The 19,343-nt window shown below is 70.6% G+C and carries 19 protein-coding genes; 14 read left to right on the top strand and 5 right to left on the bottom strand.

Features of this window, described 5'->3' with window-relative positions; all coding sequences use genetic code 11:
- Positions 1–9 precede the first annotated feature (9 nt).
- The 4 genes from LPW41_RS06780 to LPW41_RS06795 all read left to right on the top strand — a co-directional run bounded on the left by LPW41_RS06780 (position 10) and on the right by LPW41_RS06795 (position 2,651).
- A complete protein-coding gene (locus LPW41_RS06780) occupies positions 10–318 on the top strand; it encodes a helix-turn-helix domain-containing protein (RefSeq protein ID WP_055957830.1) in 309 nt (102 codons plus the stop codon).
- 13 nt (positions 319–331) lie between these two features.
- The gene (locus LPW41_RS06785; RefSeq protein WP_144828300.1) at positions 332–556 is read left to right on the top strand and encodes a DUF3046 domain-containing protein; all 225 of its coding nucleotides are present in this window, start codon (positions 332–334) and stop codon (positions 554–556) included.
- A 269-nt stretch (positions 557–825) separates the two neighbouring features.
- Positions 826–1,875, top strand: a complete 1,050-nt coding sequence (recA, locus tag LPW41_RS06790) for a recombinase RecA (protein ID WP_144828297.1) — start codon at positions 826–828, stop codon at positions 1,873–1,875.
- A 170-nt stretch (positions 1,876–2,045) separates the two neighbouring features.
- Positions 2,046–2,651 carry a regulatory protein RecX gene (locus LPW41_RS06795; RefSeq protein ID WP_230704403.1) on the top strand — a complete coding sequence of 202 codons (606 nt, stop codon included), beginning with the start codon at positions 2,046–2,048 and terminating at the stop codon, positions 2,649–2,651.
- A gap of 174 nt (positions 2,652–2,825) precedes the next feature.
- Here the strand turns inward: LPW41_RS06795 and LPW41_RS06800 are convergent, their stop codons facing one another.
- Positions 2,826–5,312 carry a LuxR C-terminal-related transcriptional regulator gene (locus tag LPW41_RS06800; RefSeq protein ID WP_230704404.1) on the bottom strand — a complete coding sequence of 829 codons (2,487 nt, stop codon included), beginning with the start codon at positions 5,310–5,312 and terminating at the stop codon, positions 2,826–2,828.
- A 300-nt stretch (positions 5,313–5,612) separates the two neighbouring features.
- Here LPW41_RS06800 and miaB point away from each other — a divergent pair, with 300 nt between their 5' ends.
- The 3 genes from miaB to LPW41_RS06815 are packed head-to-tail and all read left to right on the top strand — an operon-like array spanning position 5,613 to position 8,532.
- Positions 5,613–7,160 carry a tRNA (N6-isopentenyl adenosine(37)-C2)-methylthiotransferase MiaB gene (gene miaB / locus LPW41_RS06805; protein ID WP_144828288.1) on the top strand — a complete coding sequence of 516 codons (1,548 nt, stop codon included), beginning with the start codon at positions 5,613–5,615 and terminating at the stop codon, positions 7,158–7,160.
- The gene (gene miaA, locus LPW41_RS06810) at positions 7,157–8,086 is read left to right on the top strand and encodes a tRNA (adenosine(37)-N6)-dimethylallyltransferase MiaA (protein WP_144828285.1); all 930 of its coding nucleotides are present in this window, start codon (positions 7,157–7,159) and stop codon (positions 8,084–8,086) included. The genes miaB and miaA overlap by 4 nt, the downstream gene beginning before the upstream one ends.
- The gene (locus tag LPW41_RS06815) at positions 8,083–8,532 is read left to right on the top strand and encodes a GNAT family acetyltransferase (RefSeq protein WP_144828282.1); all 450 of its coding nucleotides are present in this window, start codon (positions 8,083–8,085) and stop codon (positions 8,530–8,532) included. Before miaA ends, LPW41_RS06815 begins: the two co-directional genes overlap by 4 nt.
- 12 nt (positions 8,533–8,544) lie before the next feature.
- On the opposite strand, the gene LPW41_RS06820 is transcribed toward LPW41_RS06815, so the two are convergent.
- A complete protein-coding gene (locus LPW41_RS06820) occupies positions 8,545–9,207 on the bottom strand; it encodes a pentapeptide repeat-containing protein (protein WP_230704405.1) in 663 nt (220 codons plus the stop codon).
- 65 nt (positions 9,208–9,272) lie between these two features.
- On the opposite strand from LPW41_RS06820, the gene dapF reads away from it, so the two are divergent.
- Positions 9,273–10,127, top strand: coding sequence for a diaminopimelate epimerase (gene dapF / locus LPW41_RS06825; RefSeq protein ID WP_154095910.1), 855 nt, complete (start codon positions 9,273–9,275; stop codon positions 10,125–10,127).
- 46 nt (positions 10,128–10,173) lie between these two features.
- Here dapF and LPW41_RS06830 read toward each other — a convergent pair whose 3' ends face one another.
- Positions 10,174–10,818: a class I SAM-dependent methyltransferase gene (locus LPW41_RS06830; protein ID WP_144828273.1), complete on the bottom strand. Its 645-nt coding sequence runs from the start codon at positions 10,816–10,818 to the stop codon at positions 10,174–10,176.
- Between the two features lie 86 nt (positions 10,819–10,904).
- Between LPW41_RS06830 and hflX the strand changes: the two genes are divergently transcribed.
- Entirely contained in the window at positions 10,905–12,422 is a 1,518-nt protein-coding gene (hflX, locus tag LPW41_RS06835; protein WP_230704406.1) for a GTPase HflX, read from the top strand.
- Between the two features lie 119 nt (positions 12,423–12,541).
- Entirely contained in the window at positions 12,542–13,534 is a 993-nt protein-coding gene (gene zapE, locus LPW41_RS06840) for a cell division protein ZapE (protein WP_230704407.1), read from the top strand.
- Positions 13,535–13,570: 36 nt separating this feature from the next.
- Here zapE and LPW41_RS06845 read toward each other — a convergent pair whose 3' ends face one another.
- Both LPW41_RS06845 and lexA read right to left on the bottom strand, forming a co-directional pair.
- Positions 13,571–15,457, bottom strand: coding sequence for a prolyl oligopeptidase family serine peptidase (locus LPW41_RS06845; RefSeq protein ID WP_230704408.1), 1,887 nt, complete (start codon positions 15,455–15,457; stop codon positions 13,571–13,573).
- Between the two features lie 148 nt (positions 15,458–15,605).
- Positions 15,606–16,295: a transcriptional repressor LexA gene (gene lexA, locus LPW41_RS06850; protein ID WP_144828263.1), complete on the bottom strand. Its 690-nt coding sequence runs from the start codon at positions 16,293–16,295 to the stop codon at positions 15,606–15,608.
- A 256-nt stretch (positions 16,296–16,551) separates the two neighbouring features.
- On the opposite strand from lexA, the gene LPW41_RS06855 reads away from it, so the two are divergent.
- Genes LPW41_RS06855 through hisH form a run of 4 tightly spaced genes read left to right on the top strand, consistent with a single transcriptional unit; the run spans position 16,552 to position 19,313 of the window.
- Entirely contained in the window at positions 16,552–16,902 is a 351-nt protein-coding gene (locus LPW41_RS06855; RefSeq protein WP_144828260.1) for a LysM peptidoglycan-binding domain-containing protein, read from the top strand.
- Positions 16,903–16,960: 58 nt separating this feature from the next.
- Complete coding sequence (locus LPW41_RS06860; protein ID WP_230704409.1) at positions 16,961–18,055, top strand: histidinol-phosphate transaminase; 1,095 nt, start codon at positions 16,961–16,963, stop codon at positions 18,053–18,055.
- The gene (gene hisB / locus LPW41_RS06865; protein WP_144828255.1) at positions 18,052–18,666 is read left to right on the top strand and encodes an imidazoleglycerol-phosphate dehydratase HisB; all 615 of its coding nucleotides are present in this window, start codon (positions 18,052–18,054) and stop codon (positions 18,664–18,666) included. Before LPW41_RS06860 ends, hisB begins: the two co-directional genes overlap by 4 nt.
- Positions 18,663–19,313 carry an imidazole glycerol phosphate synthase subunit HisH gene (gene hisH, locus LPW41_RS06870; RefSeq protein ID WP_144828252.1) on the top strand — a complete coding sequence of 217 codons (651 nt, stop codon included), beginning with the start codon at positions 18,663–18,665 and terminating at the stop codon, positions 19,311–19,313. The genes hisB and hisH overlap by 4 nt, the downstream gene beginning before the upstream one ends.
- Positions 19,314–19,343 lie beyond the last annotated feature (30 nt).

Genomic DNA, 19,343 nt, shown 5'->3' on the forward strand with positions numbered 1-19,343 from the left:
GGCCCCCAAATGATCCTGGTTCGTCAAGAGATCGGCGAAGTCCTGCGTGACCTCCGCCAGCAGAAGGGGCGCACCCTCCGCCAGGTCGCCAGCCGGGCGAGTGTTGCTCTGGGCTACCTCAGCGAGGTCGAGCGCGGCCAGAAGGAGGCGTCGAGCGAGATCCTCGCCTCCGTCGCCGAAGCGCTTGATGTTCCGATCTCCACCATCATGCGTCAGGTCGGCGACCGTCTCTCGGTTCTTGAAGGCCTGCAGACCTTCCCCGACGTGGTCCCCGACGAACTCGTCGCCTCGGTCGAGCCCGAGCTCTCGCTGCGCTGAGTCGGCGCCGCCCATGCGTCGCAGTGAGTTCGATCGCGCCGTCTCCGACGAATTCGGGGCGCGCGGAGGGTCGCTTCTGACCGACCTCGTGTTGTCGGCTGTGGGGGGACGGACGAGTGCGGACGCCCTCGCCGCCGGCGTCGATCCGCGCGACGTGTGGCTCGCCCTCTGCGAAGAGACGGACGTCCCCCGCGAGCGGCGTTACGGCGTCGGCAGGCTCGAACCCCGCCGTTCGTGAGTGACACGCCGAACCCGCCGGTGTTCGGTTCTCGATCGACTCGGGTCGGCGTGTCATCGAATCTTCGTTCGATTCCGTCGTAGGCTTCTTCACAACAGGGTTTCTGTCGCGTTCATCCCCATTTCGAGGGGTCTCCGGAGTCAATGTCGGAGGTCCTCCCTAACGTGGTCAACGTCGAACGACACTCTGAACGCCTTGTCGTGTGATCCCACCGTCGGTGGGGGCGCGACAGCCTATAGGCGACCGGAACGCGAGAGAAAGAAGACGTCATGCCCTCACCCGCAGAGCGCGAAAAGGCCCTCGAGTCGGCGCTTGCCCAGATCGATCGGCAGTTCGGAAAGGGCTCGGTCATGCGACTGGGCAGCGACGAGCGCGCGCCCATCGAGACCATTCCCACCGGTTCCGTCGCCCTCGACGTCGCCCTCGGCATCGGCGGGCTTCCCCGCGGCCGCATCATCGAGATCTACGGCCCCGAGTCGTCCGGAAAGACGACTCTGACGCTGCACGCGATCGCCAATGCGCAGCGCGCGGGCGGTATCGCCGCCTTCATCGACGCCGAGCACGCTCTCGACCCCGAGTACGCCAAGAAGCTCGGCGTCGACATCGACGCCCTCCTGGTGTCGCAGCCCGACACGGGCGAGCAGGCGCTCGAGATCGCCGACATGCTGATCCGCTCCGGTGCGATCGACCTCGTCGTCATCGACTCGGTCGCGGCGCTCGTTCCCGAGGCCGAGATCAAGGGCGAGATGGGTGACTCTCACGTCGGTCTGCAGGCCCGCCTGATGTCGCAGGCCCTCCGAAAGCTCACCGGTGGCCTGAGCAACACGAAGACGACGGCGATCTTCATCAACCAGCTCCGCGAGAAGATCGGTGTCTTCTTCGGTTCACCCGAGACCACCGCCGGTGGAAAGGCGCTGAAATTCTACGCGTCGGTGCGCCTCGACATCCGTCGTATCGAAACGCTGAAGGACGGCACCGAGGCCGTCGGAAACCGTACGCGCGTCAAGGTCGTCAAGAACAAGATGGCACCGCCGTTCAAGCAGGCCGAGTTCGACATCCTCTACGGCGTCGGCATCTCGCGCGAAGGAAGCCTCATCGACTTCGGCGTGGAGCACGCCATCGTCAAGAAGTCGGGCGCGTGGTACACCTACGAGGGCGAACAGCTCGGTCAGGGTAAAGAGAACGCGCGTAACTTCCTCATCAAGAATCCCGACATCGCGGCCGAGATCGAGAACAAGATCAAGACCAAGATGGGTATTGGTGGGGTTCCGGCCGTCACCGAGACGGAAGACGAGCTGGCTGCACGCCGCCCGGCCTGATGACCGACGATCAGCGAAGCGGGGGTCGTCGCCCGTCCAGTGCGACCGGCGACGACCTCGCTCCCGTCATTCCCCTGTTCGGTGGTTCCCGCAGTGCGTCGGCGCAGGGTTCCGGCCCCGTTGTTGCGCGCTCATCGCAGCGTGACGACGTTCGGGATCAACCGTCAGGCGTGTCGGTCGGTCGCCCGTTCCTCGACGTGTCCGACATCGCCGACTCCTCTGACGAATCCGTCGAGACGGATGACGAGGTGCGCGAGAGGGCGGAGGCCGCGCTGCTGCGCAAGCTCCGATCCCGCTCCCTCTCTCTCGCCGAAGCGCGCACCGTGCTGCGCGGTGTCGAGGGGGCAGACGAGATCGTGATCGAAGAGGCCATCGAGCAGTTCGTCGACCTCGGCTACCTCGACGACGCCGCCTTTGCCGATCAACTGGTGATGTCGGCCGTCGAACGTCGGGGCGAGGGGCGCCGCGCAGTCGCCGAGACCCTGCGCAAGCGAGGGATCCCGCGAGACGTGGCCGACATGGCCCTCGAGGCTCTTCCCGACGACGACGCCGAGCGTGCGCTGGAGTTCGCCCGGTCGAAGGCGCGGTCCGTCGGTGGCAAAGACGACGAGGCGTCGCTCCGGCGCCTGGCCGGCCAGCTCGCTCGGCGCGGCTATCCGTCATCTGTGGCTCTCACGGCGGCACGGACCGCGCTGCGTGAGGTCGGGATCGGGGCGGGGCGTTCTCGACCCGGTCCGCGTCCGATGCCGGGTGTGCGCTTCACCCCCGACGAGTAGAAGCGCCGCACCGTCGACCAGTGGTCGGCGAGTGTGGGGTGCGTCCGACGCGTCCGCGAGCGTTCGGTGCAGCGGGCCGGCGTCACTGCCCGCTCGGCCGAGTCCCGAGAGTCAGCCGCAGCGGGCGGGACTAGCCGCCCACCGGCCCGCTCCGGCCGGTGCGGCGGACGGTCGTCACCGCCCGCTCGGCCGAGCCCCCAGCCGGGAGTCGTCGCTTCTGCGCCCCTCCGCGATCAGGCGCCCCAGCTCGCGACGGGTGGCAGCCCCCACCTTCATCCTCGCCTGATACACGTGCGACTCGACGGTGCGGATCGACAAGAACAACCGCGTGGCGATCTCGCGGTTGGTCAGCCCCTCGTGGGCCATCAGAGCGATCTCCCGCTCGCGGGGCGTGAGCTCTTCCGAGTGCTCGGGGGTCGCCGAGCGCGACGCCGATTCGGAGGACTCGTCGTTCGCGCCGGCGGCTCCGGAACCCTCGCCCGACCACAGGGCGTGCAGGCGCAGATCGTCGACGGGGAGCTGCCCCTCTTCCGGGGTCCGGGCGGACACACGGCGCACCGCTTCGCTCGAGAGCGGGAGGTCGGTGACGGCCGCGAGTTGCACGAGCTCGTCGATCTCCTCGGCTGTGGCGGCGGAGAAGGCGATGAGGCGGAACAGGTCGCGAATGCGGAACGCCGCAGCCGTGCCGCCGCGGGAGAACTCCGCCGTCGCTCGGGCGGCCTCACGCGCCTCGTCGAGACGCCCCTCCGCGGTGAGGATCGTGGTCTCGACGTACGCGATGCTGCGTCGCAGCAGGGGCACCGGGCCCGGACTCAGGCTGTCGATGATCGCCCGGGCCTCGTCGACGGCCCCCGCCATGGCCAACTCGTCGGCGACGCCGAGCGCGACCATGGTGCCGTCCGTCGGCGACACCGGCGTAGCGCTCCGGGTCGCCGCCGTGATCAGCTCGCGCTGCGACCGAGCTGGTGACCCCTCGGCGGTGTATGAGATGGCGGCCGCGATTCCGGCGATGGTGAGATCGGCCACCTCTCCCTCGCGGGCCGTCGTGGCCAGTTCGCGTTCCAACCGGCGCTGCAGCAGGGTTCCGTCGGCACCGGCGAGCTGATGACCGGCCAGCATGAACATGATCGCCGCGAGGCGATCCTTCGCGTCGATGCCCTCCGGCTGCGGTCGCGCGTCGAGGATCCGTTCGGTGGCGCGATAGTGGCGCTGGGCGACTGCCCACCGCCCGCGAACGGCCTCCGACGTCCCCGCGGAGACGACGGCGCGGAGGTGCTGCACCGGGGAGGCATCCGTCTCGCCCATCGCGGCCGTGGCGGCGTCGGCCGCCCCCGTCCAGTCCATGTCGGCGCCGAGCTGCGCCGAGTCGGTCAGCAGTCGCTCGACCCGCGCGTCGGCACACGAGGATCCCCGAACGGCGTCATCCGGGTCGTCGCAATTCTCGCTCTCGACCCTCGAGCGCGCGAGGCGGCGCTGGGCGTCGGCGTCGGCATGCTCGGCATCCGGCCACGACTTCGCCACGACCCGCGTCGCGAGTGCGGCCTCCAGCCGCAGGAGGGGGTCGTCCACCGCGTTCAGACCCGCCTGCGCGTACGCGGCGGCGTGCGCGGTGTCGCCCCGGTCGTTGGCGTCTCGAGCGGCATCGCGCGCGATGCGGGCGCGGATCGCCGGGGGAGTGGAACCCTCGGCCGACGAGTCGCTGCCCTGGCGGTGCCACCGCTCGGCGATCGAGACGGCGATGGCCGGGCTCCACCACACGTCCGCCTCGGCGAGCATGCGCGCGCCCGCCGCTTCGACGAGGGAGTCGACGCGCGCGCTGCCCAGTTGCCGCTGCGCTTCGACGGCCAGCAGGTCGTTCACCGTCAGGCGGCGGTGCGCGGACGAGTCGGCGTGCATCTGTCCCCCCTCGAGCAGGGCTGCCACGCTCTCCGCGTCGAACAGGCGCGTGGCGACCGACAGTTCAAGGTGGCGCAGGCGGCGGATGCCGGCGAGGCTCTCGAGGTCTGTGCGGGGCATGTCCGCCACGTGGCGCTCGAGGGCCAGGGCGAGGCGGCTCTGCCGGGCCACGTTGCGCAGCGCCGTCAGCGGGTCTTTGCCGCTGCGCGCAGCGTCGGTGGCCTCGAGGACCAGATGACGCATCAGCGTGCGTGAGCCGTCGGCGCGCCAGACCAGGCCTGCCCGTGTGGCGCTGTCGAGCAGGTGGGCGTCGGGGAAGAGGTCGATCAGCGCGAGGGCATCGTCGTCGTTCAGGTCGTGGAGATCGACACGACGCGCGAACCCGTCGAGCCACAGGTCTAGCATGGCGCGACGGACCACGTCGGCGTCGTCGGGATGGTCGACCGAGCGCGCGCGCGAGGTGCGCAGGCCGATCAAGGCGGTGAGGCGGTTCGACGCGACCGCGCGGGCCAGGGCGACCGCCGTGGCCGTGTCGAGCGCATCCACGTCGTCGAGGATGACCACGTCGCGGACGGGCTCCGCCGGGCGGCCGGTGCGCAGTGCGTCGAGCTCGGGGTGACCGGTCGCATCGAGGACGCCGAAGGGCACATCGGTGAGCGTCGCCGATGGTCGCAGCACGACCACCTGCACGCCGTGGCGCTCGAGCTCGGCGGCGACCGCCCGCAGAAGGTAGCTGCGCCCGCTCCCGCGCGGGCCCGCCACCATCGTCGATCCGCCTGACCGCAGCCGCGTCGCGATCATGTGAGCGTCACGGTCTGCTCCGATGAGACCGCGCGACCACCTCGTCGTCTGTTCCCCCCGCATACGTACTCCCCCCAGAGATAGCCCGCAGGCGGACGGGCGTTGCGTGTCCACCAAACTACCGACACCCCCGACAGAAGGAAGTGCAGATCGCGCATCGCACTGCCGGTTTCCGCCGAAAACTACTGAGAGGGCTACTTAGGTGATTCCTATGACCGCGGCTCGAACGGCCCGGTGGAGGCGGCGTTTAGACTTGCCTCCATCATGACCACCCCCGTTTCGACCCCGACTCTGATCGCGCCGTCCGCCGCCGCACAGGGTGCGGCTGGGCCCCGTACCTACGAAGTGCGCACCTTCGGGTGCCAGATGAACGTGCACGATTCCGAGCGACTGTCGGGCTCGCTCGAGAGCGCCGGATACGTCCGGGCCGATGCCGGCGCCGAAGCCGATGTCGTCGTCATCAACACGTGCGCCGTGCGCGACAACGCCGCCGGCAAGCTCTACGGAACGCTCGGCCATCTGAAGTCGCGCAAGGACTCGCGCGCCGGCATGCAGATCGCCGTCGGCGGGTGCCTGGCACAGATGGACAAGGACGCCGTCCAGCAGAAGGCCCCGTGGGTCGATGTGGTGTTCGGCACCCACAACATGGGCTCGCTGCCCGGCATGCTCGAGCGCGCGCGTCACAACGGCGAAGCCGAGCTCGAGATCCTCGAGTCGCTCGAGATCTTCCCCTCCACCCTCCCGACCAAGCGCGACTCGATTCACAGCGGATGGGTCTCGATCTCGGTGGGATGCAACAACACGTGCACGTTCTGCATCGTGCCCAGCCTGCGCGGCAAGGAGAAAGACCGCCGCCCCGGCGACATCCTGAACGAGATCCGCCTGCTCGTCGACGACGGGGCGATCGAGGTCACCCTCCTCGGCCAGAACGTGAACTCGTACGGCGTCGAGTTCGGCGACCGTCTCGCGTTCGGCAAGCTGCTGCGCGCCGCGGGCGAGGTCGAGGGACTCGAGCGCATCCGCTTCACGAGCCCCCACCCCGCCGCTTTCACCGACGACGTGATCGCCGCGATGGCCGAGACCCCGGCCGTCATGCCGCAGCTGCACATGCCCCTGCAGTCGGGCTCCGACCGCATCCTCAAGGCGATGCGCCGCTCCTACCGCAGCGAGAAGTTCCTCGGCATCCTCGATCGGGTGCGCGAGCGCATCCCGAACGCCGCGATCACGACCGACATCATCGTCGGTTTCCCCGGCGAGACCGAGGAGGACTTCCAAGAGACCCTGCGGGTCGTCGAGGCCTCGCGTTTCTCGAGCGCTTTCACGTTCCAGTACTCGATCCGCGAGGGGACTCCCGCGGCGACGATGGCCGACCAGGTGCCCAAGGCCGTCGTGCAGGAGCGCTACGAGCGACTGACCGCTCTGCAGGACCGGATCGCGGCGGAAGAGAACCGGAAGCAGCTCGGTCGCACCCTCGAGGTGCTCGTGTCCGCGGGCGAGGGCAAGAAGGATGCCGAGACGCACCGCCTCACCGGCCGCGCCGAAGACAACCGCCTCGTGCACTTCGAGCTGCCGAAGGGGTCGGCGGTGCCGCGCCCCGGCGATGTGGTCTCGGTCACCGTGACCCATGCGGCTCCGTTCCACCTGCTCGCCGACGCACCCGACGGCGCTCCGCTGCGCATCCGCCGCACTCGCGCGGGTGATGCGTGGGACCGCTCGCAAGCGGAGTCGTGCGGCGTCCCCGCCCCGGCGGGCGAGGCCGGTGCTCCGCGTGCGGTCTCTCTGGGGCTCCCCACCCTGCGCGTCGGCGTGTGACCGGCCCGGCCCTCTGGGCCGTCGTCGGCGCCACCGGCACCGGCAAGACGGGTCTGTCGCTCGACCTCGCAGAAGCCCTCTCCGCTTGTGGGCGCGCGGCCGAGATCGTGAACGCCGACGCGATGCAGCTGTACCGCGGCATGGACATCGGAACGGCCAAGCTCCCCGAGGGAGAGCGTCGCGGCATCCGTCATCATCTCTTCGACGCCCTCGAGGTGACCGACGAGGCCGCGGTGGCCTGGTATCAGGATGCCGCGCGCACGGCGATCCGCGAGATCCACGGCCGGGGCGCCGACGCGATCCTCGTCGGCGGGTCGGGGCTGTACGTCTCGAGCGTGCTGTGGGACTTCCGTTTCCCCCCGCGCGACGAGGCGCTGCGCACCGCGCTGGAACGCGAACTGGAGGAGCGCGGCCCGGGTGCGCTCTACGCGCGCCTGCGGGAAGAGGATCCGGATGCCGCTGAGCGCATCGATCCGCGCAACGGGCGTCGCGTCGTGCGCGCGCTCGAGGTGCTGGCGCAGGGCGGCCGGACGCATGGAGGGGCTCTTCCCCAGGCGCCGGAGTTCTGGCATCCACAGACCCGGATCATCGCCACCGCGATCGATCGGGCGGAGCTGGTCGGTCTTCTCGACGATCGCGTGGAGGCGATGTGGGCCGCGGGTGTCATCGCCGAGGTCGAGGCGCTCATCCCCGCGGGAATCGAGCACGGCGTCACCGCCGGTCGCGCGATCGGGTACGCGCAGGCGCTGAAGCAGATCCGCGGCGAGGTCACCCGCGACGAGGCCGTCGCCGAGACCCAGGCCCTCACCCGCCGCTACGCGCGTCGCCAGGTGTCGTGGTTCCGGCGCTACGCCGAGGCCGAGTGGGTCGACGCGCGGACGGTGGATGCCGGCACACTGGCATCGGGAACGGAGGAACGCACATGACGGTGGACATCCGTGCTTTCAGGCTCGCCGACGAAGACGCCGTCGTCGCCCTGTGGGAGGAGGCGGGCCTTACGCGCCCGTGGAACGACCCGCGCGCCGATATCCGTCGCAAGCTCACCGTGCAGCCGGAGCTGTTCCTCGTCGCGGTCGACGGTGATCGGGTGGTCGGCAGCGTCATGGCGGGCTACGACGGCCACCGCGGCTGGCTGTACTACCTCGCTGCGGCGACCTCGCATCGCGGGCAGGGGATCGGGCGTCGCCTCGTGACCGAGGCCGAACGGCTGCTCGAGGCGATGGGCTGCCCCAAGGTGCAGCTGATGGTGCGTCCCGACAACACCGCCGCCCGCGGCTTCTACGACGAGCTCGGCTACGAGCCCTTCGACACCTGGGCGACGGGCCGGCGGCTCATCGTCGACGGGCCGGGTGGCCCCTCGTCGTCGGCCTGAGGGGCGCTGCCGTCAGTCGCGGACGCTGATCCCGCGATTGGCCGCCAGCAGGGGAGCGAGCTGCTGCAGCTGCAGTGACGAGATCGTGGCCCCGCGCAGGGCGGAGAGCCCCGTGAGACCCTCGAGATCGGCGCCGCGCAGATCGACGTGCTGCAAGGTCGACTGTTCGACGATGAGCTGCGAGATCCGCGTGCCGGGGGCGGCGAAGCGGGTGACCTTCGACTGCCCGAGGTCGAGCTCGTCGATCGTGCAGTCGGTGAACGCGATGTCCTGCAGGTGGGCGCCGCGCAGGTTCACGAATCCGAGGCGGCAGTTGACGAAGTGCACGCCGTTCCACGTCGATTCGTAGGCCTCGACCGACCCCGAGCGGGTGCCCTCGATCTCGAGATCGCGCCAGCTCGCCCGCGCCGCGCGCAGGATGGGGACGTCCCAGCCGCTCCAGGCCGATTCCGTCACGTTCGCGTACCGCAGTGAGACCTCGGGGGCGCGGACGCCGACGACGCGGCACAGCGCGAGGTCGGCGCTCTCGAGGTCGAGTCCGTCGAGGCGCAGATCGCGGAAAGACAGCCCTTCGAGGGAGGCTCGGGGCGTCAGCTGCGACGGGTCGCCCCGGTCGAGATCGTCCAGCGGCGGCCGGTCGAACGACGGGGCGACGAGGGCGGGGATCTTCGGCATGAGAGCTCCTGGGACGAGGGGAGGGCCGGGAAAGCCTAGCCGCCGCCCGTCCGTAGACTGGAGGCATGGCGACTCTCCCGTTCACCAAGGGCCACGGCACCGGCAACGACTTCGTGGTGGTCGCCGATCCCGACGGCGAGCTCGACCTCTCCGACGCGCAGATCTCCGCGCTGTGCGACCGCCACTTCGGCATCGGCGCCGACGGCCTGCTGCGCGTGGTGCGCTCGCGTGCCATCGACGAGGGGGCGGATGCCGCGGCATCCGGGGCCGAATGGTTCATGGACTACCGCAACGCCGACGGCTCGAAGGCGGAGATGTGCGGCAATGGCACGCGTGTCTTCGCGCGGTACCTGAGCGACACCGGACTCGCCTCGCTCGACGGGGGACTGCGTATCGGCACGCGTGCGGGGATCAAGACCCTCACGCGCAGCGACCGCGGTTACGAGGTCGACCTGGGTGAATTCGCGATCGAGCCGGGCGAGACGCTGGTGCGCGCGAAGGGACTCCCGGTCGCACGGCCCGGCGTCGGTGTCGACGTGGGCAACCCGCACGTCGTGGTCGCGCTCTCGTCGGACGCGGAGCTCGAGGGCCTCGACCTGACCTACCAGCCGCTGCTCGATCCCTCGCCCTCGCACGGCGCCAACGTCGAGTTCGTGGTACCCGCCGACCCGCTCGTGCGCGACGGTGTCGGAGCGATCCGCCTGCGCGTGTTCGAACGCGGTGTGGGAGAGACCCTCAGCTGCGGCACGGGCGTGGCCGCGGCCGCCCTGGCCGTCCGCCACTGGGCGGGATCCGCCGCACCGGATTCGTGGGTCGTCGACACCCCGGGCGGCACGCTCGGCGTGCGCGTCGCGAACGGACGCGTCTTGCTCTCCGGCCCGGCATCCCTCGTCTTCACCGGCGAAGTCGCCCTCGCCTGAACCCGGATGCCGGCCACCCGGCCAATCGGTTCGGTCCGAGGGGTCGTCAGGGGACGATGTCGATGAGCTCGCTCGGCGGCGAGCCGTGCTTGCGCACCCGCAGCACGCGGAACCCCTTGGCGGTCGCGGCGCGTTGCACGCTGTAGCCGGTCGGGAACGTCGCGGCGAGCCACCGCTGCAGAGAGTCGGATCCGAGATTGCGCTGCACGACGAACCACCCGTCGCTGCGCTCGGAGAGGCGCGGGATCCAGTGCTCGAGCATGCCGTGCAGTTCGTTCTTGCCGACGCGGATGGGCGGGTTCGACCGGATGGTGCGGAACGACACGTCGTCGGGAACATCCTCGGGGCGTACCGCGTTGATGTTGGTGATGCCGAGGGACTCGGCATTGCGCCTCACGAGATCGAGAGCACGCTCGTTGACGTCGACCGCCCACACGGTCGCGTGCGGTGACGCGAGCGCCAGCGACAGCGAGATCGGGCCCCACCCGCACCCCAGGTCGAGGAAGTTCCCGCCGGCGGGAGCGGGAGGGGTGTTCGCGAGGAGCACGGACGTACCGGCATCCACATGGTCGGGACTGAAGACGCCGCCCGCCGTGACCACCTCGAGTTCGCGACCGGCAAGCGTCACGCGGATGCGGCGGAGCTGCTCGGGACTCGACGGCGACGCGCTGAAGTAATGCTCGCTCCCCACCACGTCAGGATATCGGACCGGCCCCCTGGGTGCTGGGCCGGATAAAGTGCCAGAACACGCGGGAACACCCGCGACGAAAGGAACCCATGACCGAACAGACCACACCCCCGAGCACGGACGCGTCGCCGGTTGACCCGGTGGACCGCGTGCTCTCGCGCGCCGAAGCGCACCGCGGGGTCCGGGTCTTCGGTGCGGCACAGGCTCTGCAGGACGCCACGACCGCGTACGGCGGCGACGCCGACGGCGACCAGTGGGATCGTGAGGAACGCGCCGCCCTGCGTCGCGTCGCCGGGCTCTCGACCGAGCTCGAAGACGTCACCGAGGTCGAGTACCGCCAGCTGCGCCTCGAGAACGTCGTGCTCGTCGGCGTGCACCCGCAGGGCGAGCAGGCGGATGCCGAGAACTCGCTGCGCGAGCTGTCGGCTCTCGCCGAGACCGCCGGAGCCGTCGTCCTCGACGGCGTGCTGCAGCGGCGCCCCCACCCCGATCCCGCGACCTATGTCGGTCGAGGCAAGGCCGCGGAGCTGCGCGACATCGTCGCCGCGGTCGGGGCCGACACGGTCATCGCCGACACCGAACTCGCCCCCAGCCAGCGCCGTGCTCTCGAAGACGTCGTCAAGGTCAAGGTGATCGACCGCACCACCGTCATCCTCGACATCTTCAGCCAGCACGCGAAGAGCCGCGAGGGCAAGGCCCAGGTCGAACTCGCCCAGCTCGAATACCTCCTCCCACGCCTGCGCGGCTGGGGTGACTCGATGTCGCGTCAGGCCGGTGGACAGGTCGGCGCCGGCGGCGCCGGCATGGGATCGCGTGGTCCCGGTGAGACGAAGATCGAGCTCGACCGTCGCCGCATCCGCACGAAGATGGCGCTGCTGCGCAAGCAGCTTCGCGACTTCGCCCCCGCCCGCGAGGCGAAGCGCGCCGAGCGCAAGCGTCACACCATCCCTTCGGTGGCCATCGCCGGGTACACGAACGCCGGGAAGTCGAGCCTGCTCAATCGCCTCACGAGCGCGGGAGTGCTCGTCGAGAACGCCTTGTTCGCGACCCTGGATGCCACGGTGCGACGTTCCGAGACGAGCGACGGTCGCGTGTACACGTTGACCGACACCGTCGGCTTCGTGCGCAATCTGCCGCACCAGCTGGTGGAGGCGTTCCGCTCGACGCTCGAGGAGGTCGGCGACGCCGACGTCATCCTGCACGTGGTCGACGCCTCGCATCCCGACCCCGCTGCGCAGCTGATGACGGTCCGCGACGTGATGGGCGACGTCGACGCGAACTTCGGCCAGGAGATCGTCGTCTTCAACAAGGCCGATCTGGTGAGCGAAGACGACCGTCTCGTGCTGCGCGGCCTCGCACCGAACGCGAAGTTCGTGTCGTCGCGCACCGGTGAGGGCATCGACGAGCTGCGGGCCGCGATCGAAGACGCGCTGCCCCTGCCGGCCGTCGAGGTGCAGGCGGTCGTTCCGTACGACCGCGGCGACCTCGTCTCGGCCGTGCACGAGAGCGGGCTCATCGTCGCGCAGGAGCACCGCGAGAGCGGAACGTTCATCCACGCGCACGTGGGGGCTCGCCTCGCGGCCGAGCTGTCGGCCTTCGAGACCTGACCACCGGCATCCGGAAGGCCCTCTCGCTGCGGCGTGGGGGCCTTCCGTCGTCGAGGGACGTGTTTCGACAGTGGAGCTTCTCCCCTCGGCGGGGGAGCACAGCGTGCCAGTCTTCGACGGTGCCACCGTTCGTCCCGATCCTCGCCGCCGTCGAGGAGGCCGCCCGGCGCGAGGGATTCGCGGTGGATGCGGCGCAGCTGGCGGTCGCGCGACGGATGGCGCTCGCCGCGACGCGCGCGCTCGAGGGGAGACCGACGAAGGGTGTGTACCTCCACGGCCCTGCCGGGCGCGGCAAGTCCTGGCTCGCCGATGCGGTCTACGCGGCCGTTCCGCCCGGTCGGGCCGCCCGTGTGCACTTCTCGGGCTTCTTCGATGATCTGCACCGGCGCATTCACGCGCATCGCCCGGAGCCGGATGCCATGGCTCGCGCGATCGACGACGTCGTCGGCTCCGACCGTCTGGTGTTTTTCGATGAGCTGCACGTCCACGATCCCGGCGACGCGATCCTCCTCACGCGCCTGGTCGAGCGCCTCGTCGACCGGGGTGGAACGCTGGTGGCGACGTCCAACTACGCGCCGTCCGAGTTGCTTCCCGACCCCGTGTGGCACCACCTCTTCGAGCCCGGGATCGCGCTGTTGACGACCCATCTCGACGTGATCCCGCTCGAGGGGCCGATCGATTATCGAACCCTCGCACCCGCGATGCGTCAGGGGTTCCGCGCGGGCACGTGGTCGACGGGAGCGTCTTCGGTGATGTCGGGGTCGTCCCAGCAGCTCGTCGTCCGCGACCGCGTCTTCACCGTCGCGTCCGCGGGGGAGGGGGCGCTCGTCGCGACCTTCGATCAGCTCTGCGAGACGCCCCTCGCCGCGTCGGAGTACCGGCACTGGAGCCGGCGGTACCCGCACTGGACGATCATCGGCGTTCCGCCGCTGGACGAGGTCGGCCCCGCCGCACAGCAGCGCTTCGTCGCCCTCATCGACGTCCTCGTGGACGCCGACGTGCGCCTCGACGTGCAGGCGGTGGTGCCGGTCGACGAGTTCGTGCGGCGCTGCGCGGGGCGACCCGATGCGTTCCGCATGGCGAGCCGTCTGCGACTGCTGCGCTCCCTCTAGATCGGTCGAGCTCGAGAGCCGGGATGCCGGCGTGGATCAGTCGAGCTGGAGGGCCGGGATGCCCGGCGTCTCGAACCCGAACACCGCGCCGAGGAAGCCGAGCTCGCGCTCGAGCGAGTCGATCACGGTCTCGGAACGACGGAAGCCGTGGCCCTCGCCCTCGTAGAGGACGTACGCGTGCGGCACGTGATGCGCCGCCAGCGCGTCGCGGATGGCATCGGCCTGCGATGGCGGGACGACGCGGTCTTCGGAGCCTTGCAGGATCAGCAGAGGAACCCGGAAGTGCTCGGGACGCCCGAGAGGGGACCGCTCGATGTAGACCGCTTCGGCCTCGGGGAGCGGGCCGATGAGCCCGTCGAGGTACCGCGCTTCGAAATCGTGGGTGTCTTCGGCCAGGGCGCGGGCGTCGCCCACGCCGTACCGCGAGATACCGGCAGAGAAGACGTCGGTGCGCGTCACGGCCGCCAGCACCGTCCAGCCGCCCGCTGAGCCGCCCGCGATGGCGATCCTCTCGGCATCGGCGAGCCCTGCGTCTGCCAGAGCGGATGCCGCCGCTGCCACGTCGTCCACATCGACGACGCCCCACTGGCCCTTGAGGCGGTCGCGGTAGTCGCGTCCGTACCCGGTGGAGCCGCCGTAGTTGACGTCGAGCACGCCGATGCCCCGGCTCGTGAAGAACGCCGTCTTGGCCGAGGGGGCCGGCCCGACGTGCGAGGTGGGTCCGCCGTGCACGAGGACGACGTAGGGAGGTCGCTCTCCGGCGGGCGCGACGACGTCGGGGTGGGTGGGCGCGTAGGCGAAGGCGTGCACGGTGCCGTGCGGCCCCTCGGTCTCGAGGGCCCGAGCCGTCGGCATCCATTCGTCGCCCCACGACCCGGCGCCGCCGGTGACGAGGTCGACCGCCCCGGTGTCGAGATCGACGAGCCAGAGCCCCGACCGCCCACCGGCGTCGGAACCCGACACGAGCACGCGGGCACCGCGGACGTCGTCGATCGCCGCCCCCGCCACGACCGGGACGTCGACCGGGCGCACGCCGCTGGGCGCGATCTCGACGATCTCGTCTGCGCCGTCGGTGCGCACCGCGACGACGCGACCGTCGGAGGCTACGCCGAACCATCGGGTACCGAGGACCCAGAGCCCGCCGCCCGTATCGGCGTCGGCGGGGGCCAGGGCTTGCGCGTCACCCTCGAGCGGACGGCGGAAGAGGTTCCAGCGACCGTCGGGATCGTCGGCGTAGAGCAGTTCGTCGTCGGCGATCCACACGGGTTGGAGCGGTGCGCGGCGCGGGCCACCGGCAATCTGCCGCACCTCCCCGGTCGCGAGGTTCTTGACCTCGATCGAGGTGGCGTCCCAGGGCATGTCGGGGTGGTTCCACGCCACCCACGCGAGGTGGCGGCCGCTCGGCGAGAGCGCCGGCTGGGCGAGGAAGTCGCTGCCCTCGGCGAGGACGTCGCTCGACCCGTCGAGCGGGATGCGCACGATCGCGCGCTGCGGAACGCGGGACGAGCCGTGGGTCTCTCGCACGGCGAGGAGCACGCCGTGCTCCCACCGCAGGCCGCCGTGGCGCACCGCCTCGTCGGCGGGGGTGAGGGGCCGGGCGGCGTCGCCCGGACGGAGGGCGTACACGCGCTGATCGGTCTTCTCGACGTAATAGAGCTCGCCGTCGTCGGACGCGGTCCAGGCGCCTCCGCCGTACTCGTGCACGGCGGAGCGGGCGTTGGCGGGCGCGGGGAGCACCGTCTCGACCGCGCCGTCGACCCGGCGACGCTTGACGGCGACGCGGCCGGCCTCGTGCGGCACGGATTCGCCCCACCACACCTCGTCGCCCACGAGCCGAGCCCCGTCGACGCGCGGTGACGCCTGCGCGACGGACTCCGGCGTGATCGGGGAGGGCCAGGAACCGTAGGGGAGGGTGTCAGCCATGCCTCCACCCTAGGCAGGGCCTCCGACATCCGCGGATGCCGTCACGACGGCGGGGCGGATCTCCGGATCCGGCGCGCCGGGCAACGTGTGACGACGTCGAGGGCCGGATGCCGCTGTGCGGGCGGGCGTCCGACCCCCGGTGCCCTGTTCAGACGGCGCGGAGAACCGCGACCACGCGACCGAGGACGACGGCATCGTCGCCCAGGATCGGCTCGAACGCGCTGTTGCGGGGGAGGAGCCACATGTGGCCGTCGCGGCGGCGGAAGGTCTTCACCGTGGCCTCTCCGTCGAGCATCGCGGCGACGATCTCGCCGTTCTCGGCGTTCGCCTGCGACCGGACGACGACCCAGTCGCCGTCGCAGATGGCCGCGTCGATCATGGAGTCGCCCGAGACCTTCAGCATGAACAGCTCGCCCTTGCCGACGAGCTGACGGGGGAGGGGGAAGATCTCCTCGACCTGCTGATCGGCGGTGATCGGCACACCGGCGGCGATCCGGCCGACGAGGGGCACGAGGGCAGCGTCGCCGAGCGCGGGCGCGGTGTCGGCGGGGTTCTCGGCCGCGGCACCGGGGAGGTCGATCAGCACCTCCATCGCGCGCGTCTTGCCGGGGTCGCGTCGCAGGTAGCCGCTGAGTTCGAGCTGGTTCAGCTGGTGGGTGACGCTCGACAGCGACTTGAGTCCGACGGCGTCGCCGATCTCGCGCATGCTCGGCGGATAGCCGTGCCGGGCGATCGAGCGCTGGATGACCTCGAGGATCGCGAGCTGCTTGTCGCTGAGGCTCTTGCGTCGCCGGGTCTGCGGCCGCTCGCGGCCGGCGGCGGTCGTCGCGTCGGTCATCTGTGCTCCCCTCGCGCCGCGGAAATCACGGCGGAAATTCGAATGTCGGAGGTTGGTGGTGAGGTCTCCGTGTCGAAACCGTATCCGGTGGACGACCCGAATGACACGGAGCCTCGCGCGTGTCGCGTTCGATCGGTCTCCGAGACACGGGGTGTTGACACATCGAAAGTATCGAAGATAGATTCGGAATACAGATTCGCACCACCGTCCTCCCGGCCGAGGGCGGGGTGCGAATCTCTCCACCAAGGAGCACATCATGAGCAGCATCGCCCTCACCGCACCGACCACCCGCCTGCGCATCACCGCCCGCGGGCGCCGCGTCGTCGCCTTCCTCGTCGCCCTTCCCCTCGCCATCGCGCTCGGCATCGCGGTCGTCGGTGGCGGGTCCGCCCTCGCGTCCGGCGAGGCCGGCGCCCCCGCCGGTTCGTTCGCCGAAATGACCGTCATGAGCGGCGACACGCTGTGGTCGATCGCCGAAGACCTGGCGCCGGCAGCCGACCCGCGCGACGTCGTCGCCGAGATCACGCGCCTCAACGCCCTCTCGGGCGGAAACGTCACGGCAGGACAGCGCATCGCCATCCCGGCCGCCTACGCCCCCGTCGGCTGACTCGCGAGCTCTCGCCGCGAGCTGTGGTCGTGATCCACGGCCGTCGTCGCCGCCTACCATGGGTGAGGTGACTGTGCGCCTTGACGACCTGCCTCTCCGCGACGATCTCCGGGGTATGACCCCGTACGGTGCCCCGCAGGCGGCCCTTCCCGTCGCGCTGAACGTCAACGAGAACACCCACCCGGTTCCTCAAGAGGTCGCCGACGACATTCTCGACGCCGTCGCCCGGGCCCTGCGCGACGTCAACCGCTACCCCGACCGAGAGTTCACCGGTCTGCGGGAGGCCTTCGCCGGCTACCTGGGTCACGGGCTGTCTCCCGAGCAGATCTGGGCGGCCAACGGCTCGAACGAGGTCCTGCAGCACATCCTCCAGGCGTTCGGCGGCCCCGGCCGCACCGCGATGGGCTTCGCCCCGACCTACTCGATGTACCCGATCCTGACGCGGGCCACCGGCGCCTCCTGGATCGCGGGCGAGCGCGAGCACGACTTCTCGCTCACCGCGGAATCGGCCGCCGCGCGGGTGCGCGAGCGCCGCCCCGACATCGTGTTCCTGTGCGCCCCGAACAACCCCACCGGAACGCCTCTTCGCCTCGACGTCGTTCAGGCCGTCTACGACGCCACCGACGGCATCGTCATCGTCGACGAGGCGTACGAGGAGTTCGCCCCCCGCGACGAGCCCTCCGCGGTCTCGCTGCTGCCCGGTCGCCCGCGCCTGGTCGTCTCGCGCACGATGAGCAAGGCCTTCGCCTTCGCCGGAGCGCGCGTGGGCTACCTCGCCGCCGATCCCGCGCTCGTCGACGCCCTGCGCCTCGTACGGCTGCCCTACCACCTCAGTGCGCTCACGCAGGCGGCGGCGACCGCCGCCCTCGCGCACGCCGACACGATGCTGTCGATGGTCGACGCGATCGTCGCCCAGCGCGACCGGATCTCGGCGACCGTGGCCGCCCTCGGCTACACCGCCCACGAGTCGTGGACGAACTTCGTGCTGTTCGGCGGGGTCGACGACCCTGCGGCCACGTGGAAGGCCCTGTACGACCGGGGAGTGCTGATCCGCGACGTCGGGATCGCTCACCACCTGCGCGTGACGGCGGGCACGGCCGACGAGACCACGGCGTTCCTCGACGCACTGGCCTCGGTAGGATCGCGGTCATGACCGGCCCCGCCTCGCCCCGCACCGCCTCGATCACCCGCGAGACGAGCGAGTCCCGCGTCGAACTCGAGCTCGACCTCGACGGCCGCGGCACCAGCGACATCTCCACGAGCGTGCCGTTCTTCGACCACATGCTCACGGCGTTCGCGAAGCACTCGCTCACCGACCTGCGCGTCCGCTCGACCGGCGACACCCACATCGACGCCCACCACACCGTCGAAGACACCTCGATCGTGCTCGGTCAGGCCATCCGTCAGGCGCTCGGCGACAAGTCGGGCATCGCGCGGTACGGCGACGCCCTCGTCCCCCTCGACGAGGCGCTCGCGCAGGCCGTCGTCGACATCAGCGGGCGTCCCTACCTCGTGCACACCGGGGAGCCCGTCGGGTTCGAGCACCACCTCATCGGCGGTCACTTCACCGGATCGCTCGTGCGGCACTCGTTCGAGGCGATCTCGATCCACGCCGGTCTGACGGTGCACGTGCGCGTCCTGGGCGGACGCGACCCCCACCACATCGCCGAGGCCGAGTACAAGGCGCTCGCCCGCGCCTTCCGTCAGGCGAAGGCGCTCGACCCCCTGGTCGACGGCATCCCCAGCACCAAGGGAGCGTTGTGACCTCGAAGCCCGTCGTCGCGGTCCTCGATTACGGGTCGGGCAACGTCCACTCGGCGGTCAAGGCGCTGGTCGAGGCTGGGGCGGACGCCCGCCTGACCTCCGACCGTTCGCTCCTTCTCGACGCCGATGGACTGCTCGTGCCGGGAGTCGGTGCGTTCAGCGCCGTCATGGGCGCGCTCAACGCCAGCCGCGGCGGCGAGATCATCGACCGACGCCTCGCGGGAGGTCGGCCTGTGCTCGGCATCTGCGTCGGTATGCAGGTGATGTTCGAGCGCGGGATCGAGCGCGGCACCGACACCCCGGGTTTGGGGGAGTGGCCCGGCACCGTCGGCGAGCTCGCCGCACCGGTCCTGCCGCACATGGGTTGGAACACCGTCACCGCCGGAGAGGGCTCGCGCCTGTTCGAGGGCATCGAGAACGAGCGCTTCTATTTCGTGCACTCCTACGCCGCGCAGGAGTGGTCGCTCGAGGTCACCCCGCCCTTCCCTCAGCCCTCGGTCACGTGGTGCACCTACGGTGCGCCGTTCATCGCCGCCGTCGAGAACGGGCCGCTGGCCGCGACGCAGTTCCACCCCGAGAAGTCGGGAGAAGCCGGCATCCGCTTGCTGTCCAATTGGATCGGCGGCCTGCGCGCGACTACTGTGTGACCTCGTGCCCCGGCTCGGCGAGATGCGCCG

Source organism: Microbacterium sp. JC 701 (assembly GCF_021026215.1).
Classification (GTDB): domain Bacteria; phylum Actinomycetota; class Actinomycetes; order Actinomycetales; family Microbacteriaceae; genus Microbacterium; species Microbacterium algihabitans.